General features: G+C 65.0%; 20 protein-coding genes. All 20 read left to right on the forward strand.

Annotated elements, in window-relative coordinates:
• Positions 1-123 precede the first annotated feature (123 nt).
• The gene (locus tag HS053_RS20355) at positions 124-1,527 is read left to right on the forward strand and encodes a DUF935 domain-containing protein (protein WP_174213080.1); all 1,404 of its coding nucleotides are present in this window, start codon (positions 124-126) and stop codon (positions 1,525-1,527) included.
• Complete coding sequence (locus HS053_RS20360) at positions 1,506-3,080, forward strand: PBECR2 nuclease fold domain-containing protein (RefSeq protein ID WP_241699963.1); 1,575 nt, start codon at positions 1,506-1,508, stop codon at positions 3,078-3,080. Before HS053_RS20355 ends, HS053_RS20360 begins: the two co-directional genes overlap by 22 nt.
• Positions 3,081-3,180: 100 nt before the next feature.
• Positions 3,181-3,711, forward strand: coding sequence for a phage virion morphogenesis protein (locus tag HS053_RS20365; RefSeq protein ID WP_174213081.1), 531 nt, complete (start codon positions 3,181-3,183; stop codon positions 3,709-3,711).
• 274 nt (positions 3,712-3,985) lie between these two features.
• Complete coding sequence (locus HS053_RS20370; protein WP_174213082.1) at positions 3,986-5,104, forward strand: hypothetical protein; 1,119 nt, start codon at positions 3,986-3,988, stop codon at positions 5,102-5,104.
• A gap of 9 nt (positions 5,105-5,113) precedes the next feature.
• Positions 5,114-5,452: a capsid cement protein gene (locus HS053_RS20375; protein WP_174213083.1), complete on the forward strand. Its 339-nt coding sequence runs from the start codon at positions 5,114-5,116 to the stop codon at positions 5,450-5,452.
• 11 nt (positions 5,453-5,463) lie between these two features.
• Positions 5,464-6,408, forward strand: coding sequence for a major capsid protein (locus HS053_RS20380; RefSeq protein WP_174213084.1), 945 nt, complete (start codon positions 5,464-5,466; stop codon positions 6,406-6,408).
• Complete coding sequence (locus HS053_RS20385) at positions 6,408-6,956, forward strand: hypothetical protein (protein WP_174213085.1); 549 nt, start codon at positions 6,408-6,410, stop codon at positions 6,954-6,956. Before HS053_RS20380 ends, HS053_RS20385 begins: the two co-directional genes overlap by 1 nt.
• A 62-nt stretch (positions 6,957-7,018) precedes the next feature.
• On the forward strand, positions 7,019-7,297 hold the full coding sequence (locus HS053_RS20390; RefSeq protein ID WP_174213086.1) for a hypothetical protein: 279 nt from the start codon (positions 7,019-7,021) through the stop codon (positions 7,295-7,297).
• A 131-nt stretch (positions 7,298-7,428) separates the two neighbouring features.
• A complete protein-coding gene (locus HS053_RS20395; RefSeq protein WP_174213087.1) occupies positions 7,429-7,734 on the forward strand; it encodes a Gp49 family protein in 306 nt (101 codons plus the stop codon).
• A complete protein-coding gene (locus HS053_RS20400) occupies positions 7,734-8,156 on the forward strand; it encodes a gp436 family protein (protein WP_174213088.1) in 423 nt (140 codons plus the stop codon). Before HS053_RS20395 ends, HS053_RS20400 begins: the two co-directional genes overlap by 1 nt.
• Positions 8,156-8,587: a phage tail terminator protein gene (locus tag HS053_RS20405; protein WP_174213089.1), complete on the forward strand. Its 432-nt coding sequence runs from the start codon at positions 8,156-8,158 to the stop codon at positions 8,585-8,587. Before HS053_RS20400 ends, HS053_RS20405 begins: the two co-directional genes overlap by 1 nt.
• Positions 8,584-8,748, forward strand: a complete 165-nt coding sequence (locus tag HS053_RS20410) for a hypothetical protein (RefSeq protein WP_174213090.1) — start codon at positions 8,584-8,586, stop codon at positions 8,746-8,748. Before HS053_RS20405 ends, HS053_RS20410 begins: the two co-directional genes overlap by 4 nt.
• Entirely contained in the window at positions 8,749-9,687 is a 939-nt protein-coding gene (locus HS053_RS20415) for a phage tail tube protein (protein WP_174213091.1), read from the forward strand.
• Between the two features lie 14 nt (positions 9,688-9,701).
• The gene (locus HS053_RS20420) at positions 9,702-10,040 is read left to right on the forward strand and encodes a hypothetical protein (RefSeq protein ID WP_174213092.1); all 339 of its coding nucleotides are present in this window, start codon (positions 9,702-9,704) and stop codon (positions 10,038-10,040) included.
• Between the two features lie 80 nt (positions 10,041-10,120).
• A complete protein-coding gene (locus HS053_RS20425; protein WP_174213093.1) occupies positions 10,121-10,399 on the forward strand; it encodes a DUF1799 domain-containing protein in 279 nt (92 codons plus the stop codon).
• Positions 10,389-13,577 (forward strand): phage tail length tape measure family protein, encoded by a 3,189-nt coding sequence (locus tag HS053_RS20430; protein ID WP_174213094.1) that lies wholly within the window; start codon positions 10,389-10,391, stop codon positions 13,575-13,577. The genes HS053_RS20425 and HS053_RS20430 overlap by 11 nt, the downstream gene beginning before the upstream one ends.
• Before the next feature lies 1 nt (position 13,578).
• A complete protein-coding gene (locus HS053_RS20435; RefSeq protein ID WP_174213095.1) occupies positions 13,579-14,235 on the forward strand; it encodes a hypothetical protein in 657 nt (218 codons plus the stop codon).
• Between the two features lie 2 nt (positions 14,236-14,237).
• Positions 14,238-14,912, forward strand: a complete 675-nt coding sequence (locus HS053_RS20440; protein ID WP_174213096.1) for a hypothetical protein — start codon at positions 14,238-14,240, stop codon at positions 14,910-14,912.
• A complete protein-coding gene (locus HS053_RS20445) occupies positions 14,909-15,313 on the forward strand; it encodes a DUF6950 family protein (protein WP_174213097.1) in 405 nt (134 codons plus the stop codon). The genes HS053_RS20440 and HS053_RS20445 overlap by 4 nt, the downstream gene beginning before the upstream one ends.
• The coding region (locus tag HS053_RS20450; protein ID WP_194245625.1) for a phage tail protein at positions 15,310-17,234 on the forward strand (1,925 nt) is incomplete at its 3' end. The genes HS053_RS20445 and HS053_RS20450, both read left to right, overlap by 4 nt.

The raw sequence follows: 17,234 nt of genomic DNA on the forward strand, positions 1-17,234 counted from the left end.
GCGAAACATGGACATCATTGAAGTGTTCTCTATCGGCGTTGTCATCGTGCTGATCGCTTTGCCACCAAGGCTGGACCCTGCAATCCGCTGGAAAGAACGCAACGAACGTCGAAAGGCGCTGAGATGAGCCGGAAGAAGCCCAAGCATCGCCAACAAGCCCACCCGGCCGCTTTTGCGGATGCGGGCCGCAAGAACCTGCCGGTCGAGCAGCGCAGCCTGATCGCCTCGGTCGCTAATGACATCACCATCCCGTTCTTCAGCGGGGCGTTGCAGAATGCCGACGACACACTGATCCAGCAGGGCGGCGGCAAGGGACTGGCGATCTACGACGAGATTGAGCGCGATACCCATGCCGGTGCGATGCTGGACAAGCGGCGCAACGCCCTGGTCAGCCGTGACTGGGAGGTCGAGCCCGGCGGCGACCGGCCGATCGACAAGGAGGCCGCCGACCTCGTAGCCGAGATCATCGACGCGCTGCCCTTCGATCAGATTTGCCGCGACCTCTTGAATGCCACGCTGAAGGGTTTCGCGGTGAGCGAGATCGTCTGGGCCCGGATCGGCAGTCAGATCAGGCCCGTGAAGATCAAGGCCCATGATCAGCGCCGCTTTGTCTTCGACCGTGACTGGCGGCTGCGGCTCTTGACTTGGACGAACCTGACAGAGGGCGAGCAGCTGCCCGAGCGCAAGTTCATCGTCCATCGCGTCGGAGTGCGCGGCAACAACCCCTATGGGCTCGGGCTCGGCTCCAGCCTATTCTGGCCGGTGCTGTTCAAGCGCGAGGGCATCACATTCTGGCTGCATTTCCTCGAGAAGTTCGCAGGGCCGACCGTGGTCGGCAAGACGCCCTATGGCATGCTTTCTGATGAACAGCAGCGGCTTTTGAACACACTTATGGATATCCGCACCAGCTCGGCCGTGACCGTGCCGATCGGGACGGATGTCGAGTTCCTGGAAGCCAGCCGCGGCGGCACCGTCAGTTACCAGGACTTCTGCGCCTATTGGGATGCACAGATCTCGATCCGCGTCACCGGCGAGACACTGACCACGCAGGTCGGGGCCAATGGCGGCAACCGCGCCTTGGGCGAAGTTCACCAGAACCAGCTGGACGTCCTTGCCGATTCGGATGGGGATGCGCAGACGGATACGCTGCGCGACACGCTCTGTCAGTGGATCGTCGACTACAACCTGCCCGGGGCGGCCGTGCCGGCGATCAGGCGGGTTCGGCCCAAGAACGAGAAGGCCGCTGCAGAGACCCGCAAAGCCAAGGCTGAGGCCGCAAAGGCCGCGGACGAGGCGATCACCGCCATCGTCAAGCAGGCGGCGAAGTTCGAGGATGATCAGGTCGCGCGCGAGTACATCGTCAGTTTCGACGTCACCGACGGGCTTTCTGACAAGACCATCGACGCACTGGTTGCCGCTCGGGCAGGGTTCGTGAGCGCTCCGACGAATGAGGGCGTCCAGCCGGACCCCTTCGATTCCAATGCAGTTGCGGCCTTTTCAGCGGCTTGGCTCAAAAAAAAACACTGACGCATCGGCACGTCTGCTTTTCTGAAACCGATGGTCCGGTCGATCGAATTGTCGGACAGGCGATATCCCAGGCCGAGAGCCACTTCACTCGGCGCCTTGCAGCCATTCGCCGCGTGATCTCTGAAGGGCCTGACCTCCCGGCGATGCTTGGCGGCCTGCTCGATCTTGCGACGCGCTGGTCGCCGGCACAGTTCGCCGACATTCTGTATCAGGCGACCGAGCTTGCCGCTTGGGAAGGTCGGGAGGCGGTATTCAGGGATGCCGAAGGGCCTGCATTTGCCATCGAGGGCAGCCGGCTGACCTTCCGAGAGCAGATCGACTTTCTGCGCCAGAAGCGCCCGAAGCCCACAAAATCATGGCTTGATGCGCTCAATGGCGAACACGACCGATCCTTCGTGGTGGCGGGTGTCACAGACAGGGCCATGCTGGAAGAGTTTCAGGCCGCCATCATTGCTGCGGCCGAGCAGGGCCTATCAGAGGAGGACTTCGCCAAGGATTTCGATCACCTGGTCGAAAAATACGGGTGGGAGTATCGCGGCGAGCGGAACTGGCGGATCCGCACCATCTTCGAGACCAACATCCGCACCAGCTTCATGGCGGGACGCCTGCGCCAGATGCGAGATCCGGATGTCGTAAAGCTTCGGCCTTACTGGCAATACCTGCACGCAGACTCGCGCATCCCCAAGATGCCTCGCAAAACCCATGTCGCGTGGAACGGAATTGTCCTGATGTGGGACGATCCATGGTGGAACACGCATTTTCCACCCAACGACTGGCTCTGCAGCTGCGGCGTTCGAACCTTGTCAAAGCGCGATCTCGTCCGTTTGGGGAAGACCGGGCCTGACGAGGCACCCAAAGACGCGCTGCTGCCGGTGATCGACAAGGCCAGCGGCGAGTTGGTGATGCAGCCCGCCGGCATCGGGCAGGGCTGGGACTATATGCCGGGCGATCTATGGGAGCGCGCCTTCAGGAGGGAGCTTGTCGATGCTCCGGCGGTGCCGGATGGCAGCGGGCCGCAGTTGCTGAAGATGACCGGCAACGACAAGCCGGAAGCAATGGAAGACCTGCGGGCTCGTTCCAGGCCGTTCACCTCATCGGTCATGCCGGACGATCTCGCGCCGGAGGACTATGCACGCGCGTTTCTGAATGAGTTCGATCTGGCGCCCGGGGAGGCGGGTCTTTGGACGGATGCTGCGGGCGAGCGTATTCTGATCGCCGATGATCTCTTCAGGCAGCGCGATGGAGAATGGAAGGCTGTCAAGCGTGGGCACGGTGACCATGCCTTGCTTCTGGCTGAGACCCTGAAAGACCCCGACGAGATATGGGTGGACTTGCGCTCGCTGCCCGACCCGGACCGGCGCGGAGAGTTCATCCATGAAATCGTTCGCCGCTACATTCGGGTCGATCCGGATAACGCCATGTTCGTGCTGTTCGAGTTGGGGCGGCGGATCTGGTTTCCCGTCACTGGCTACGGGGCATTGAATAGGGCCAAAGCCGACTTCAGCTATCTGAACAAGCAACGTACCGGAAAACTGGTCTGGAAAAGAAAATAGCGGCCCGGGTGTTCGGGCCGCCGCACCGGCAAGGGTTTGAGGGCACACACCGCCTCCCTTGCCGACAGGTCAAAACTAATCTTCGCCAGCGGGAAAATCAATGACGGGTATCACATTCACGGTTGAGATTGCGGACGACGAGGCCGCGGCGCGCCTTGCGGGCATGGTTGACCGCATGACCCGCCCGATCGGCTTTTACAAAGGGGTCGGCGAATACCTCACCGAGGTGGCCATTCCGCGAAACTTCAAGGCAGAGGCGTCACCGGATGGCACGCCCTGGGCGCGGCTCCGGTCTGCGACGATCAAGCGCCGTGAAAAACGCGGTCAGACCCCGCTGACCATCTTGCGGTCCAATTCCGGCACCAGCCAGAACCTGTCAGCGTCAATCATCTCGCAGTCGAGCGAAACCGGTGTCGAGGTCGGCTCGCCGCTGCCCTATGCCGCGATCCACCAGTTTGGCGCGGCGCAGGGACAGTTCGGTGCCTTCATGGGCAAGGACAAGCTCGGCCGCGACCACTTCCACCATCTGCCTTGGGGCGATATTCCGGCCCGGCCATACCTTGGCCTGTCCGGGGAAGATGAAGCCGAGATAATCCGGATCGCCGAGGATTGGATCGAAGCCGAGCAATAATCACACAGGGCGGCCAGCAGTGCCCAGGCGGGCCTCGGGGCGGGCGATGCCCGTCAGAACGGCCCGCGCCCTGTTAGGCCCCTGTTAGAATCGCTGCTGGGGGCAATTCGACCCGACCTGTCCCTTCGACAAGACGCTTGACCGGCGAGGGGCGACGGAAGCATGGTGCAGCTAACCGGTTAATGGCGTGCTTGGCGGACCTATGTCCGACCTATCGGCCATGCGGTCATGCGACATCGGTTCAGTGCTCGAACTGAACCGGATGCCGCTCTCGATGCCCCAAGAGAAAAACCTGACCGCACGTATTGAAGTGTTCCGCCCCGGGACCTTCCGGCCGATGTCGGGTGATCCCATCACCTATTCCGCCGCCGACCTGAAGGCGGTGGCGGATGCCTATGACGCCTCGACCGCCCCCGCGCCCATCGTCGTCGGGCACCCGGAAACCGACGCGCCGGCTTATGGCTGGGTGCAGAGCTTTGACTATGACAGTCAGGCGGAGCGGCTGTTTGCCAATCTTGGCGAGATCGAGCCAGCCTTTGCCGAACTGGTGAAGGCAGGCCGCTACAAGAAGGTCTCCATGGCCTTCTTCAGCCCCAACCAGGACCACAATCCGGTGAAGGGGGCCTGGTACCCCAAGCATGTCGGCTTCCTTGGCGCCGCCGCACCGGCTGTCAGTGGACTGAAGAATGCGGCCTTTGCCGGCCTCGCCGGCGCGACCTTCACCGCCTCGTTCGGTGTCGCGACGCAGTCTGCCTCGATCTTCCGCCGCCTGCGCGACTGGATCATCGACCGCGACGGGCTCGAGGCGGCCGACAAGCTGCTGCCCGCCTGGGAGATTGATTGGCTGGACGAGGCTGATGATCCGCAGTTGCCCCGGTTCACTGCGGCCCCGGACCAAACCCCCGAACCCCCACCGAAGAAGGAGCCCCCCGTGGCCAATTCGCCCGATCCGGCTTTCGCTGCGCGCGAGGCCGACCTGAAGAAGCGCGAGGATGAGATCGCTGCGCGCGAAATCAAAGCTGCCCACGAGAGCCATGTCAGCTTTGCGGAGCAACTGGTGACCGAAGGTCGCCTTCTGCCCGTTCTGAAGGACAAGGTTGTCGCAATTCTCGACGCGCTGCCCGGCCATGCCTCGATCGCCTTCGCCGAAGGTGGTGACAAGATCGCCGCTGGCGCTGCTCTGAAGGAAGTGCTGCAGGCGCTGCCGGTTGTCGTGAAGTTCGGCGAGACCGATCTGGGCGACGATCCGGGCGTCTCGACCAAGGGTGCAACCTTCGCAGCCGATGGCAAAGCCGTCGATCCGGCAGGGCTCGCCCTTCACAACAAGGCGCTGGCCTATCAGCTCCAGAACCCCGGCATCGAATACCTGGACGCCGTCCGGGCCGTTTCCTGAGGAGAAATCATGTTCCAGGACATCTTCACCGACACCATCATCACCACCGGCACCTTCGAGGCCTATGACCTTGTCAGCTTCGCCGGCGCGAAGATCACCGCTGCGGACGCCGTGGTGGCGGGGGTGGCCAAGAGCCCGAACAGCGTCATCGGCGATCCCGCCCCGATCATGAAGCTGGGTGCCGTGCGGGTGAAAGCCGTCGGTGCCATCTCCGCCGGCGGCAAGGTCGTCTCGGCCGCGGCTGGCGGTGTCCAGGCCGTCGGCGCCGGCAGCAATCCGTTCGGTCGTGCTCTGCACGCCGCCGCCGATGGTGAATTCGTCACCATCACCTTTTCCACCATGAACTGAGGCACTCCCCCATGGCCCCAATCAACACCCGCCAGGCTGCCGTCATCGATCCGATCCTGTCGACGCATGCCCGTGGCTACCGCAATGCCGAGTTCATCTCGACCTTTCTCTTCCCGCGCGCGATGGTACCGAACCGCAACATGCGCCAGCTGAAGTTCGGCAAGGAAAGCTTCCGGCTGATGAACACCAAGCGGGCGCCGGGCTCGAATGTGAAGCGCATCCAGTATGGGTATGCTTCGGACCCGATCTCGCTTGTCCAGGATGCTCTGGAGGGCGTGGTGCCGATCGAGCATCAGCAGGAAGCCGCATCTGTGCCGGGTGTCGATCTGGGTCAGGGCGCCATCAACATGGTGCTGGATGTCGTCGATCTGGGCCTGGAATTCGAATGTGCGACCATGGCGCGCAACGCGGCGAACTATGCCGCCTCGAACAAGGTGACGCTGACGACGACGGCGCGCTGGACGCAAAGTGCGTCGACGCCGATCACGGACATCAAGGCGGGCAACGAAGCCATCCGGCGCATGACCGGCCGCTATGCCAACACCTTGATCCTCGGGCCCAATGCGAAAAACGCGCTGACGGGCCATGCCTCGATCAAGGATCAGTTCAAGTACACCAGCGCCCAATCCATCACCCTGCAGATGCTGGCGGCGCTGCTCGAGCTGGAAAACGTGGTGTGCGGCAAGGCGGTCTACCTGCCCGAGACGGCGGCCGACAGCGTGGCGGCCACCGACGTCTGGGGCGATGACGCGATCCTCGCCTATGTGCCCAAGGGCGGGAACTATCAGGTTCCGTCCTATGGCTACACCTATGAGCTGTCCGGCTATCCGCAGGTCGAGCAGCCCTATTACTCCCGCGAGACGAAGTCGTGGATCTATCCGACGACGACCGAGCGCCGCCCCTACATCGTCGGCGCCGATGCGGGCTTCCTCTTCACTAACGCGGGGCAAGGCTGATGTCGGGTGATCTGATCAAGGTCCGCCTGTCGGGCCCGGCCAAGGTCGGCGGCCGCTGGCTGAAGGCGGCTGACGAGGAAGTCACCGCGGAGGAGTTTGCGGCGCTCGAGGCCGAAGGGCTGATCGACCTTGGCTATGCGAAGCCGGTTGCCACTGAGGCAGCGGTGGCGCAGACCTTCACGCAGGTCGAATTCGAAGACCTCGTCGCAAAGACGGCCCGGCTGCTGGCGGAGGGCTTGGTCGACGCGGCCGTCAGCGAGGTTGTGAAGCCTCTGGAGGCACGTCTCGCTGCAATCGAGGAAGAGCGCGACAACTTGACCGAATTGGTCGCCTCCTTGCGCCAGGTGAATGACGAGCTGAGCGCACAGCTGAGTGCCCGCGTCAATCCGACGCCAAATGCTCCGGGCGAAAATGCCCCGGAGCCCACCGAGGTGGATATGGCCCAGCCGCAAAGCGGTGCCACCTCGACCGAACGGAATACCCCCCCGAGCGAGAAGGCCGCAAAGACCGCCCCGAAGAAGGGCGCAGCGGCCACCACCAAGGGCTGATGCCCCCCGCCCGGGGCAGCAAGGCTGCCCCGGGCACCCCCACCTTCAAACAAGGAACGCTGATGCGCATTGTTCTTCGACCGATGATCGCACTTGCCCTGTCCACCTTCGCCTGGGCCACGTCCCTCGCGACCTTTGTCTGCGATCTGGCCTTCAGCCTCGGCAGTTGCTTCCGCGAGGCTCTGATCTGGTCCATCGACTTCATCCCGCGCCTCGTTACTCATCTGCAGCCCATGCGTCGGATCACGATGGCGGCCACCGCCCTCAACGCCCGGCAGGTCGGCGGAGTGAAAGTTCACGGCTTTCTTGGCCACCCCGCCGTGCGGACGCTGACCGGCTGACCCCGGTATTGGCGGGGCGGTCTTAGGGCCGCCCCATCTCCCGCCCTTTGATGGGAGCATCAGATGGCCAGTCAGGCCAGCGGCAGATGCTCCCTTTCAAGTGCAGGTTCTCAACTGTCAGGATTTCCAAGATGAACTCGACCCTTCAGGACGGCGAAAATCTGGCGGCTTCGGTCCAGAAGACCGCGCACCGGATCACCCTGGATGATCTTCGGTCGAAGGTGGCCAAGGTCGAATACATCAATCCCCAGTTGATGCCGCACCTGACCATTTGCCTGCTCGTTCTTCAGAATGGTTTTTCGCTCGTGGGCAAGTCAGCGCCTGCCGATCCCGCGAACTTCGATGCCATCGCTGGCCAGAAATTCGCCTATGAGGATGCCTTGCGCCAGCTCTGGCCCCTCGAAGGGTATCTCTTGCGGGAAAGGCTGGCCGGGTAATGAGCTACGCCACGCTCGAAGACCTGATCGCGCGCGCCGGCGCGGACGAAATCCGGCAGGTGGCCGACCGCGACCGGGACGGTGTGCCCGATGCCGATGTCGTCGCAGCGGCGCTGGCAGAGGCGAATAATGTGATCGATGGCTATGTGGCGGCCAAATACGCCCTTCCACTCGCGGCGGTGCCACCGCAGGTCAACACCTGGGCAGTGTCGATCTCCCGCTACCGGCTGCACCGAAATGGCGCCCCTGACTATGTCGAGCAGGACTACAAGGATGCGATCTCGGCCCTGAAGGACGTCGGGCGCGGGCTGATCGCGCTGCCCGTTGCCCCCGACGCTGTCCAGCCTGCGGCAACCGGCAACACAGTGATGGCCAGTCATCCGACGCAGGTATTTACCCCCGAAAAGCTGAGAGGGTGGTGATGCTGGAACGCATCTATGATCGACTGAAGAACTCCGGCCAGTTCGGCGACGTCCTGGTCGTCGAGAGCATCGAAGCGATTTCTTCAAGTGCGGTCACCGCTGCCGAGGACGGGAGCCTGTTCCTGACGCCGTGGCGTGAGCGGGCCAAGGCGCCGCCTTATGCCACCGGCGGCCATCGCCAGACAGTCGACTTCCAGTTCGTCACCGCGCTGGTGTTGCGTCGCCACGACGATCCGCGCGGTGATGCGCGCGCGCGCCAATTCGATGCGTCCAAGGCGCTCGTGGAGGTGCTGCTGGCTGGCTGGTCGCCGGAGCTTTCCGGTTTCCCCGTCTTCCTGATTGGCGCGGAGGGCACCGGGCTCGGCAACGGTGTCAGCATTTACGCCCAGACCTGGCAAGTTTCCCGTTTCCTGACAGGAGCACCCACATGACCACCCCCGATCACCCGCTGCCCCAGGCGGGCGGCAGCTACATCCGCCAGCCGGATGGGCAGCTGCAGTCCGCCGCTGCCCCGGCACCCGATGCGGCCTCCGACGAGCCCGTGAAACCCACCGTGAAGGGGGCCGTCAAAGCCCCTGCAAAGGAGGCGTAAATGCCGAGTTTCTGGCGCTTGCAGGCCCTGCTGGCCAAGATCGAAACGGTCTACGGGACCGACCCGACGCCCACCGGCGCCGCCAATGCCATTCTGGCGGAGGACGTGCGCGTCATGCCGATGGAGGGGCAGGACACTACCCGCGGGTTTGAGCGGCCCTATATGGGCGCCCGTCCCACCATCGCGGCGGGGTTGCATGCCAAGATCAATTTCAAGGTCGAGGTCAAGGGTTCGGGCACAGCGGGCACCGTCCCGGCCATCGGGGTGCTGCTGCGGTCCTGCGCCATGGCCGAAACCATCGTTGCCGCGACCTCGGTCACCTACAACCCGGTCTCGTCGGCCCATGAAAGCTGCACGATCTACTTCGTGAACGATGGCACGAACTATCTGTTCAAGGGCGCGCGCGGCACCTTCAAATACGTCATGTCCGCCCAGGGCGTGGTCTATCTGGAGTTCGAGTTCACCGGGCTCTTTACCCAGCCCGCAGCACTGGCCATGCCGACGGCGACCTACGGCACCCAGTTGACGCAGATGCCCCAGGTGGCGAGCAGCGCCAATACGCCGACCTTCACCATCGGTGCCGTAAACCCGGTGCTGCGGTCCTTCAGCCTCGATGCGGGCAACAAGGTGACGCCGCGCATGCTGGTCCGGTCGGAGAGCATCCTGATCACCGATCGCAGCGAGATGATCGATATGCAGATCGAGGCGGTGCCACTGGCCACCTACAACCCGTTCTCGCTGGCGGCCGCGGGCACCGCGCAGGCCCTCAGCCTGATCCACGGCACCGGGGCGGGCAAGATCTGCACGCTGTCGGTGCCGGCCGCGCAGGTGCAGCGTCCGACCGGCCTGACGGAGCAGGATGGCATCACCGAATGGCCGCTGAAGTTCGTGCCCGTGCCCACCTCGGGCAACGACCAGTTCACCATCGCCTTTACCTGACCGGAGTCCGCACCATGAAGATCGTCAAAAACCGCCAGTTCAAAGCCAAGGTCACCGTCGATTTCCCGACTGATGAAGACACCGTCGAAACCCAGAGCTTCACGGCGCTGTTTCGGGCGCTGTCGGTGCCGGAACTGGCTGAACACCATCTGCTGGACGCCGCCGGGCAGGATGCGTTTCTGGCCGATGTGCTTATCGGCTGGGATGGGCTGACCGATGACCGCGACGGCGAAGATGTGCCGCTGATCTTCAGCCCCGAAGCTCGGACCATGATCCTGACGGATGTCTTCGTTCGCCGGGCGGTGATCGACACCTACCAGGCCCAGCTTGTGGGCGCCAAGCGGGGAAACTGACGGCCGCCGGGCGGGTCTGGGCGCGCGGCGACCGTGGCGGAAGCCGCGACCTCGACGGCGCCAAGGAGGACGCAGCCCGGATGGGGCTGGTCCTGCAGCTGGACGAGGCCGCGCAAGACGAAGGCCTCTGGCCCGAGCATCTGCCCGCATGGACAGCCTGGTGCGCGGTCTCGGGCCAGTGGCGGACGGAGGCGCTCTCCAGCCTCGAGGCGACCCGGCTGCTTTGGCTCGGCCTCGACTACACCGCCGCCCGCGCCGGGCTTGATCTGGCGGGCATCGAAATGACCCCCGGCCTGTGGGCGGAGGTCCGCGACATCGAATCCGGGGCAATAGAGGAGCTTAACGCCCGTGGCCGGTAATCTGCGCGTCAGCATGCTGTTTGAGGCCGAAACCGGTCGGGCGCGCTCTGCCATCGCCGGGCTGCGTGGCGAGACGGATCAGCTTGGGGCTGCCGTGGCCAAGGCCGGTCAGGGCGCCAGGACCGGCGGTGCGGGCATCTCGGCTGCGGGCGAAGCCAGTCACGTCACTGCGGCAGCCTTCGTGGCTGCCACCCGCAGCGCCGACGAATTCACGGCCATGACGAACATCATGCGGGCAGCGGCAAATCCGCTTGTCGCCATGTTCCAGGAGAATGAGGCTGCCCTGCGGGCGATTTCAGTGGCCGAGGATCTGGGGGCGCTGACGGCCCGTGAAGCGGCGCTTGCGACTGACCAGCTTGCCCGATCGCAGATCCAGCTTCAGGCGGCGATCTCGGCCGGTGGCGGGGCAATCGAGGCAAACACCCGGGCCGTGGTCCAGCATGAAACAGCCCTTCAGCGTCTGATCGCCCAGACCACCAGTCTGACAGTCGCGACAGAGGGCAGCATCGCAGTCGAACTGCAACGGGGCTACGCGCTGGATGCGACCCGCGCAAAATTCGATCCGCTCTTTGCGGCCTCGCGCCAGTATGAGATGCAACTGGAGGAGATTGCCGAAGCCGAGCGGATGGGTGCGCTTTCGGCCCTTGGGGCGGCTCAGGCCCGGGAGCGGGCGGCGCAGGCCATGACGCCTGTCATTCGGCAGGTCGGGCAAACCGCAGCTGCGTCGAATGCCCACCTCGCCAACCTTGGCTTCCAGGCCAATGACATCTTCATGATGATGGCCGCCGGCCAGAACCCGATGATGCTGGCGATCCAGCAGGGCACGCAGGTCAGCCAGGTCTTCGGGATGATGCGCAAGGAAGGGCAGGCCCTTGGCCCCGCGATCCGGTCTGCGCTGATGGGCATGGTCAGCCCGATGTCCCTGGTCACCATGGGGGCGATTGCACTTGGCGCATTCGCGGTTCAGGCGCTGATGTCGACGGGTGAAGCGGCGCTGACCTTTGAAGATCGGCTGAAAACGCTGACTGACACCATGTCGAGCCTTCGAGAGAATTCGAAGCTTCTGATCGACGATAGCGTTTCTGCCAAATTCGGTGCCATGCAGCAGCAGGCAAGGCAATTGGTCGACGCGCTGGTGGCGCTGGATCGTGCGAGCGAGCTGAAGCAGCTGCGTACAACGCTCGACGCTCGCTTCGCCCAGGATATCGAACCGTCGTTCCTGCAGAAGTACTCTTTGCTGCTTGCTCAAGGCCAGGCTCCGAATTTTCCGAATGTCGACCTTGCCGCCGAGAATTTCAATGAACTCGGCACCTCGATGTCCTTCGAGGACTTCAAGCAGCTGCGCGCCGAGATCGATCAGCTGGCGGCAGATGGGAAGATCGAGGAGGTGACGGCCAAGATCGTTGAACTCGGCTTGGCCATGAAGGGCGACGGCCAGTTCAGCGCATTGGGCGAAGGCGCCCAGGGGCTCTTTCGCGATCTGGCCAAGCTGGCGCTCGGCACGGCCGAGACCGAGGCGATCTTCAACGGATCGGCGCGCCGGGAAGCGGGCAATACGCGGGCCGACGAGTTGATCGCCGCTGCCGGTCGCGAGAACGAACTCGCCCGCCTGAAGCTGGCCTATGGCGAGCAGAGTGCCGAGGTCCGTGCTGAAGAGGCTCGTCAGGCGAGGGCCGCTCTGGAGACAGAGATCCAGCGGCTGGGCATCGGAGAGGCGAGTTCTCGCGCTGAACAGATGCGGGCCGATCTCGCCGAAAGGTTGGCGCTGGCCGAAGATCAGCGGCAGGCCAATCGTCAGACCGCCGCCGACCAGATGATGGCGCAGCATCAGCAGGAAGCGCGCATTGTCGAGCTGACGGCCAGATGGGGCGCTGACAGTCTGGAAGTGGCTTATGCACGGGCGGCGGCCGAGCGGCAGGTCTATGAGGCGCAACTCGCGGCGCAGGGGATCAGCGGCGAGATGGCGGCTGATTTGCTGGACGCCTGGGACGCGGCGCGCGGTGTGGCCTCGGTCAACATGGCGGCGGGGATCGGCGCTGCGGCGGCCGAAGCGCAGTTGCTTGCCTCGATGCTGGGTGTCTCGCTCAATCAGGCTGTCGCCCTCATGGGTCTGGCCGGAAAAGCCACCAAGGCTGCCGGAACCCCTGGGCGGCTTGGATTCGGCATCGCCGGATCCGCAGCCGACGGCTTGGGCTTGGGGCCTTCCGCCGGTTTGAGCTGGGGTGACAATCCCGGAGCGCATCAATCCACGGCCGAGGAGTGGCGGCCTTACCGATCACTCAAGGAACCAAAGGGCGGTGGCGGCGCGAAGAAGGAAGCCGATGCACTGGCCGAACTGATCCAGCGCGAGCGCGAGCAGATTGATGCCTTGCGCATTCTGGACCCCGTCCAGGCCGAAATCCTGAAGAACCACGAGGCGCTGAAGGGCGCGACCGATGCAGAAAAGCAATCGGTGGCCGACCTGATCGCGGAACGCCTGCGGCTGGAAGAAATCCGCGACCGGCTGGATCAGATTGGGGAGACTGGGCGCAACGCGTTCCAGCAGCTTCTGAGCGGGGCCACCTCGTTCGGCGGGGCCTTGGCGATGGTGCTGGACAAATTGGCCGAGATGCTGGCCTCGGATGCCTGGGATATGATCTGGGGCGGCGGCGGGCTGAACCTGGGCGGCTTGATCGGCGGCCTGTTCGGGCTTGCTCCTGCGAAGGCTGACGGTGGCAAGGTGACCGGCCCGGGCGGTCCGCGCGACGACAACCTGCTGCACTGGCTCTCGAATGGCGAATTCGTCGTCAACGCCGCCGCGACCCGGAACGCGCAACCGCTCCTCGAGGCGATCAATGCCGGGGTGCCGGTTGACCGCCTGATGGATATCATTGGCGGCCGCCGCCCGGGTTTTGCCGATGGCGGACTGGTCGGTTCCAGCGCCCCTCGCGGATGGCGTATGGCAACCGACAGCGGCAGCGCCGGTTCTGGCCCGGCCTCGACCGGCGGCGCTGGCGGCAAGATGCAGCTCGATATCCGGATCGGCATGGACCGCGACGGCAACTGGCGAGCGGCGGTGCGCGATATTGCCTCCGATGTTTCGCTCGAGGTGTCACAGATCGTGGTCGATGAGTGGAGCCGCCAGGCCCTTCCAGGGCGCGTGGCCGAGATCGACAGCAATCCGCGGGTCAGGGGGTGATATGGCACTTCTGACATTCCCGCTGACCCTTGCACAGTTCTACGACCTCCTGCCCATCGGCAAAGCGGAACTGGACCTGCCCGAGGCCCTCGACCTGAGCCAGACCACGGGTGGCGAGGTGCTGACGGCAGACTTGGGGTCATCGCTCTGGGCCGGTCGGATCGACCTTGCTGTGATGACGCATGACGAGGTCTCAGCGATCCGGCCGCTCATCAACATCCTGCGGCGGGCTGGCAGTTCGTTTCTGGTGTCGGATCACACCCGGCCTTGGCCGCGGCTCGATCCGAATGGCACGATTCTCGGCGCTGCAACTCCGACCATCCTCGCGGTCGGCGGCAGCATGCGGGAGTTGAGCCTGACGGGCCTTCCGGCCGCCTATCCGATCAGCCGGGGCGATCTGATGTCGTTCACCTATGGCAGCCCGTCCCGCTATGCGCTGCACGAGGCGGTCGGCGCCGCCGTTGCCAACGGCGCTGGCCAGACCGGGCTGATCGAAGTCACCCCGCCGATCCGGCCCGGTGCCGCTGCGGGTGCCGCAGTCCAGCTGATCTGGCCGCGCTGCAAGGCCCGGCTCGTTCCCGGCGAGAACTCGACCGGCGTCACCTCTCACACCATCACGTCCGAGGCGAAGCTCGCCTGGACCCAGACGCTGAGGTAGCAATGCGCAGCTATGCCCCCGCAGAGCTGACCCAGCTTCAGGCCCGTGACGGGCTGCGCCCCCGCCTGCTTGTCTGGATCATCGCCCGCGACCGGACAACGGGGGCGCCGGAGCCCGCCGGGTTCTGGAACGGTGCCGACGACCAGGTGATCAACGTCGGCGGAGTTGACCGCACCTATCACGGCGCCGGTGGTCTTTTGGGCATGGACGATCTGGTGATCGAAACCGGACTGACCGTGCGCCGCATCTCGGTCTGGCTGGCCACTGCCGCGCCGGAAGTGGTCGATGCCGCCATGGGCTATGACCTGCGGCTTGCCCCCGTGGAAATCCACCGGATGCTGACCGACCCGATCAGCCACCTGCCGGTGGCGGCTCCTCATCGCATCTGGAAGGGCTGGGTTGATGGTGCACCGCGCACCGTCCCGGCCAAGGGCTTGAGTGCGGGCCGGATCACCCTGACCGTCGCCTCGGCCGCCATGGCCCTGACCCGGGGGCTGACCGCGAAATACTCGGACGCCGCCATGCGCCAGCGCGGCAGCGACGACCGGCTGTTTCGCTATGCCGATGTCAGCGGCAAGGTCCCGGTCTACTGGGGAGAGAAGCGTTATGAGGCGCCCGCGCCGGGTGGCGGGTCCGGGTCGGGTCTCGGCGGCTGGAAATCCGGGGGGCACGCATGAGGCTCCCCGACTGGCGCAGCCGTCTGGCGGACTATGTCGCGGCCACGGCCCGCGCGCCGTATCGGCCGGGTCGGCATGATTGCATCCTTTTTGCAGCTGGTGGCCGGGCGGCGCTGACCGGCGTCGATGTGATGGCGGATTGGCGGGGGCGTTACACCACCGTTCAAGAGGGGCTTGAACTCGCCCTTCAACACGGTTGCACCGACCCTTGGGCGCATGTGGTGAGCGGCCTCGAAGAGGTGCCCGTCGCCTATGGCGCGGTCGGCGACATCGCCCTGCTGGACGGGGCTGACGGCTTGCCCGCCATGGGCATCATCCAGGGCGAGATGATCTACACCGTCCATCCGCGTGGCGCCGCTCTGGTGCCGCTGACCGAAGCGCGGAGGGTCTGGCGGGTATGAGGTGGTATCTTGCCCTCTGGCTGACCCTGTCGCTGGCCACTCCGGCTGAAGCGGGGCCTCTGGCCACGGCGATCGGCGGATTGATCACGGCAGTCAAAGGGTTCGCGGCGATAAACGCGCTGACGGGCTGGTTGGTCAAGACAGTCGCTTCGATCGCCCTGTCCCGGCTGGCGATGGCGCTGCGCGGCACGCCGCGCCAGCCCGGCATCAAGACCGAGATGACCACCACCGGCGGCACCACGCCGCAACGGATCATGCTCGGCCGCTATGCCACCGGCGGCCAGCTGATTGCCCCGCCGATGAGCTATGGCAGTGCCGGCAAGACGCCCCGCGCCTGGCTGGTCTACACCATTGCCCTCAGCGTGGTGCCGGGCTGCACGTTGGCCCGGGTGGTGATCAACGATGACTATGTCGCACTGGGCACGGCCGATCCCAGCTGGGGCCGTCCGGTGACCGGCGATCTGGCGGGCTATGCCTGGATCGATTTCCGGGACGGGACGCAGACCGTCGCCCATGCCGATCTGCTGGCCGCCTTTGCCGCCGACCCTGACCGGCCCTGGGCCAGCGACATGATCGGTCCGGGCACCGTCTACGCGGTCTGCCGTTTCAAATATGACCGCGAGCGCTTCAACGGGCTGCCTGCGCTGCGGTTCGAAATACTGGGCATTCCGCTCTACGACCCGCGCGCGGACAGCACGGTCGGCGGCAGCGGGGCGCAGCGCTGGTCCGATCCCGCAACATGGGCGCAGTCCGAAAACCCGGTTGTCATGATCTACAACATCCTGCGCGGCATCGATGTTGGCGCGGGCATGATCTGGGGCGGCGAGTGCGGTGCCGATGATCTGCCGCTGGCCAATTGGTTTGCCGCGATGACCGAATGCGATGTTCCGGTGACGCTCGATGGTGGCGGCACCGAGGCCCAGTACCGCGCCGGAATCGAGATCGACCTCGACATGGAGCCTGCTGGCGTCATCGAGGAGCTGCTGAAGACCTGTTCCGGCGCCCTGGTCGAGGTTGGCGGCATCTGGAAGATCCGCGTCGGCGCCCCGGCGCTGCCAAGCTATTTCCTCACGGACGAGGATGTGATCGCCAGCCAGGCGCAGGAGTTCGCGCCGTTTCCGGGTCTGGCCGACACCTACAACGGGATCACCGCGACCTATCCCGAACCGGCCTCGCTCTGGGAAGCCAAGGATGCCCCGCCGCGCTTCGATGCGGGCTGGGAAGCCGAGGACGGCGGTCGGCGCCTCGTGGCCAACCTCAGCCTGCCCGCCTGCCCGCATGGGATGCAGGTGCAGCGGCTGATGACCTCTGCCATTGCCGATCACCGCCGGATGCGCAGCCACCGCCTGGTGCTGCCGCCCGAGGCCGCGGTGCTGGAGCCGCTGGAAACGGTCGGCTGGACCAGCACGCGCTGGGGCTATTCCGCCAAGACCTTCGAGATCACCTCGCTGACCGACAGCCTGATGTCGATGCTGCAGGGGCTGAGCCTGCGCGAGCGGGATGCGGCGGATTTCGCCTGGGATGCCGGCGATGAGATTGCGGTGGATCTTCCGGCCACCGCCACCAGTGCAATTGCCGCTCAGACGGTTCCCGGTTTCGCGGTTGCTGCGGTGGCGCTGGCGGATGGCGCGGCGGCGGATCGGCGACCGGCGATCGAGGTGACCTGGGATGCCGATGGCGCCGATGACGCCACGGGCCTGCAATGGGAGGTCAGGCCCGCAGGGGCGGCGGGTGTGCAGATGGAAGGCACATACGGCGCGGTCCGCAGCGGGCGGCTCACCCTGTCAGGATCGATCCTGCCCGGCGAAACCTACGAGGTGCGCGCGCGCATGATCGTCGATCGCGCCACCGACTGGACCGATTGGGAGGCGGTGACGACTGACGACATCCTGCTCGGGCGCGTGGATGTGAACGGCACCCA

The organism is Tabrizicola fusiformis (assembly GCF_013328815.1).
GTDB lineage: Bacteria > Pseudomonadota > Alphaproteobacteria > Rhodobacterales > Rhodobacteraceae > Fuscibacter.

What these genes read in the sequence shown, in the direction of transcription:
- HS053_RS20385 (WP_174213085.1), top strand. Translation starts at nt 6,408, where the DNA reads ATGTCGGGTGATCTGATCAAGGTCCGCCTGTCGGGCCCGGCCAAGGTC.
- HS053_RS20410 (WP_174213090.1), top strand. Translation starts at nt 8,584, where the DNA reads ATGACCACCCCCGATCACCCGCTGCCCCAGGCGGGCGGCAGCTACATC.
- HS053_RS20365 (WP_174213081.1), top strand. Translation starts at nt 3,181, where the DNA reads ATGACGGGTATCACATTCACGGTTGAGATTGCGGACGACGAGGCCGCG.
- HS053_RS20435 (WP_174213095.1), top strand. Translation starts at nt 13,579, where the DNA reads ATGGCACTTCTGACATTCCCGCTGACCCTTGCACAGTTCTACGACCTC.
- HS053_RS20405 (WP_174213089.1), top strand. Translation starts at nt 8,156, where the DNA reads ATGCTGGAACGCATCTATGATCGACTGAAGAACTCCGGCCAGTTCGGC.
- HS053_RS20440 (WP_174213096.1), top strand. Translation starts at nt 14,238, where the DNA reads ATGCGCAGCTATGCCCCCGCAGAGCTGACCCAGCTTCAGGCCCGTGAC.
- HS053_RS20390 (WP_174213086.1), top strand. Translation starts at nt 7,019, where the DNA reads ATGCGCATTGTTCTTCGACCGATGATCGCACTTGCCCTGTCCACCTTC.
- HS053_RS20380 (WP_174213084.1), top strand. Translation starts at nt 5,464, where the DNA reads ATGGCCCCAATCAACACCCGCCAGGCTGCCGTCATCGATCCGATCCTG.
- HS053_RS20425 (WP_174213093.1), top strand. Translation starts at nt 10,121, where the DNA reads ATGGGGCTGGTCCTGCAGCTGGACGAGGCCGCGCAAGACGAAGGCCTC.
- HS053_RS20375 (WP_174213083.1), top strand. Translation starts at nt 5,114, where the DNA reads ATGTTCCAGGACATCTTCACCGACACCATCATCACCACCGGCACCTTC.
- HS053_RS20400 (WP_174213088.1), top strand. Translation starts at nt 7,734, where the DNA reads ATGAGCTACGCCACGCTCGAAGACCTGATCGCGCGCGCCGGCGCGGAC.
- HS053_RS20445 (WP_174213097.1), top strand. Translation starts at nt 14,909, where the DNA reads ATGAGGCTCCCCGACTGGCGCAGCCGTCTGGCGGACTATGTCGCGGCC.
- HS053_RS20395 (WP_174213087.1), top strand. Translation starts at nt 7,429, where the DNA reads ATGAACTCGACCCTTCAGGACGGCGAAAATCTGGCGGCTTCGGTCCAG.
- HS053_RS20355 (WP_174213080.1), top strand. Translation starts at nt 124, where the DNA reads ATGAGCCGGAAGAAGCCCAAGCATCGCCAACAAGCCCACCCGGCCGCT.
- HS053_RS20370 (WP_174213082.1), top strand. Translation starts at nt 3,986, where the DNA reads ATGCCCCAAGAGAAAAACCTGACCGCACGTATTGAAGTGTTCCGCCCC.
- HS053_RS20420 (WP_174213092.1), top strand. Translation starts at nt 9,702, where the DNA reads ATGAAGATCGTCAAAAACCGCCAGTTCAAAGCCAAGGTCACCGTCGAT.
- HS053_RS20415 (WP_174213091.1), top strand. Translation starts at nt 8,749, where the DNA reads ATGCCGAGTTTCTGGCGCTTGCAGGCCCTGCTGGCCAAGATCGAAACG.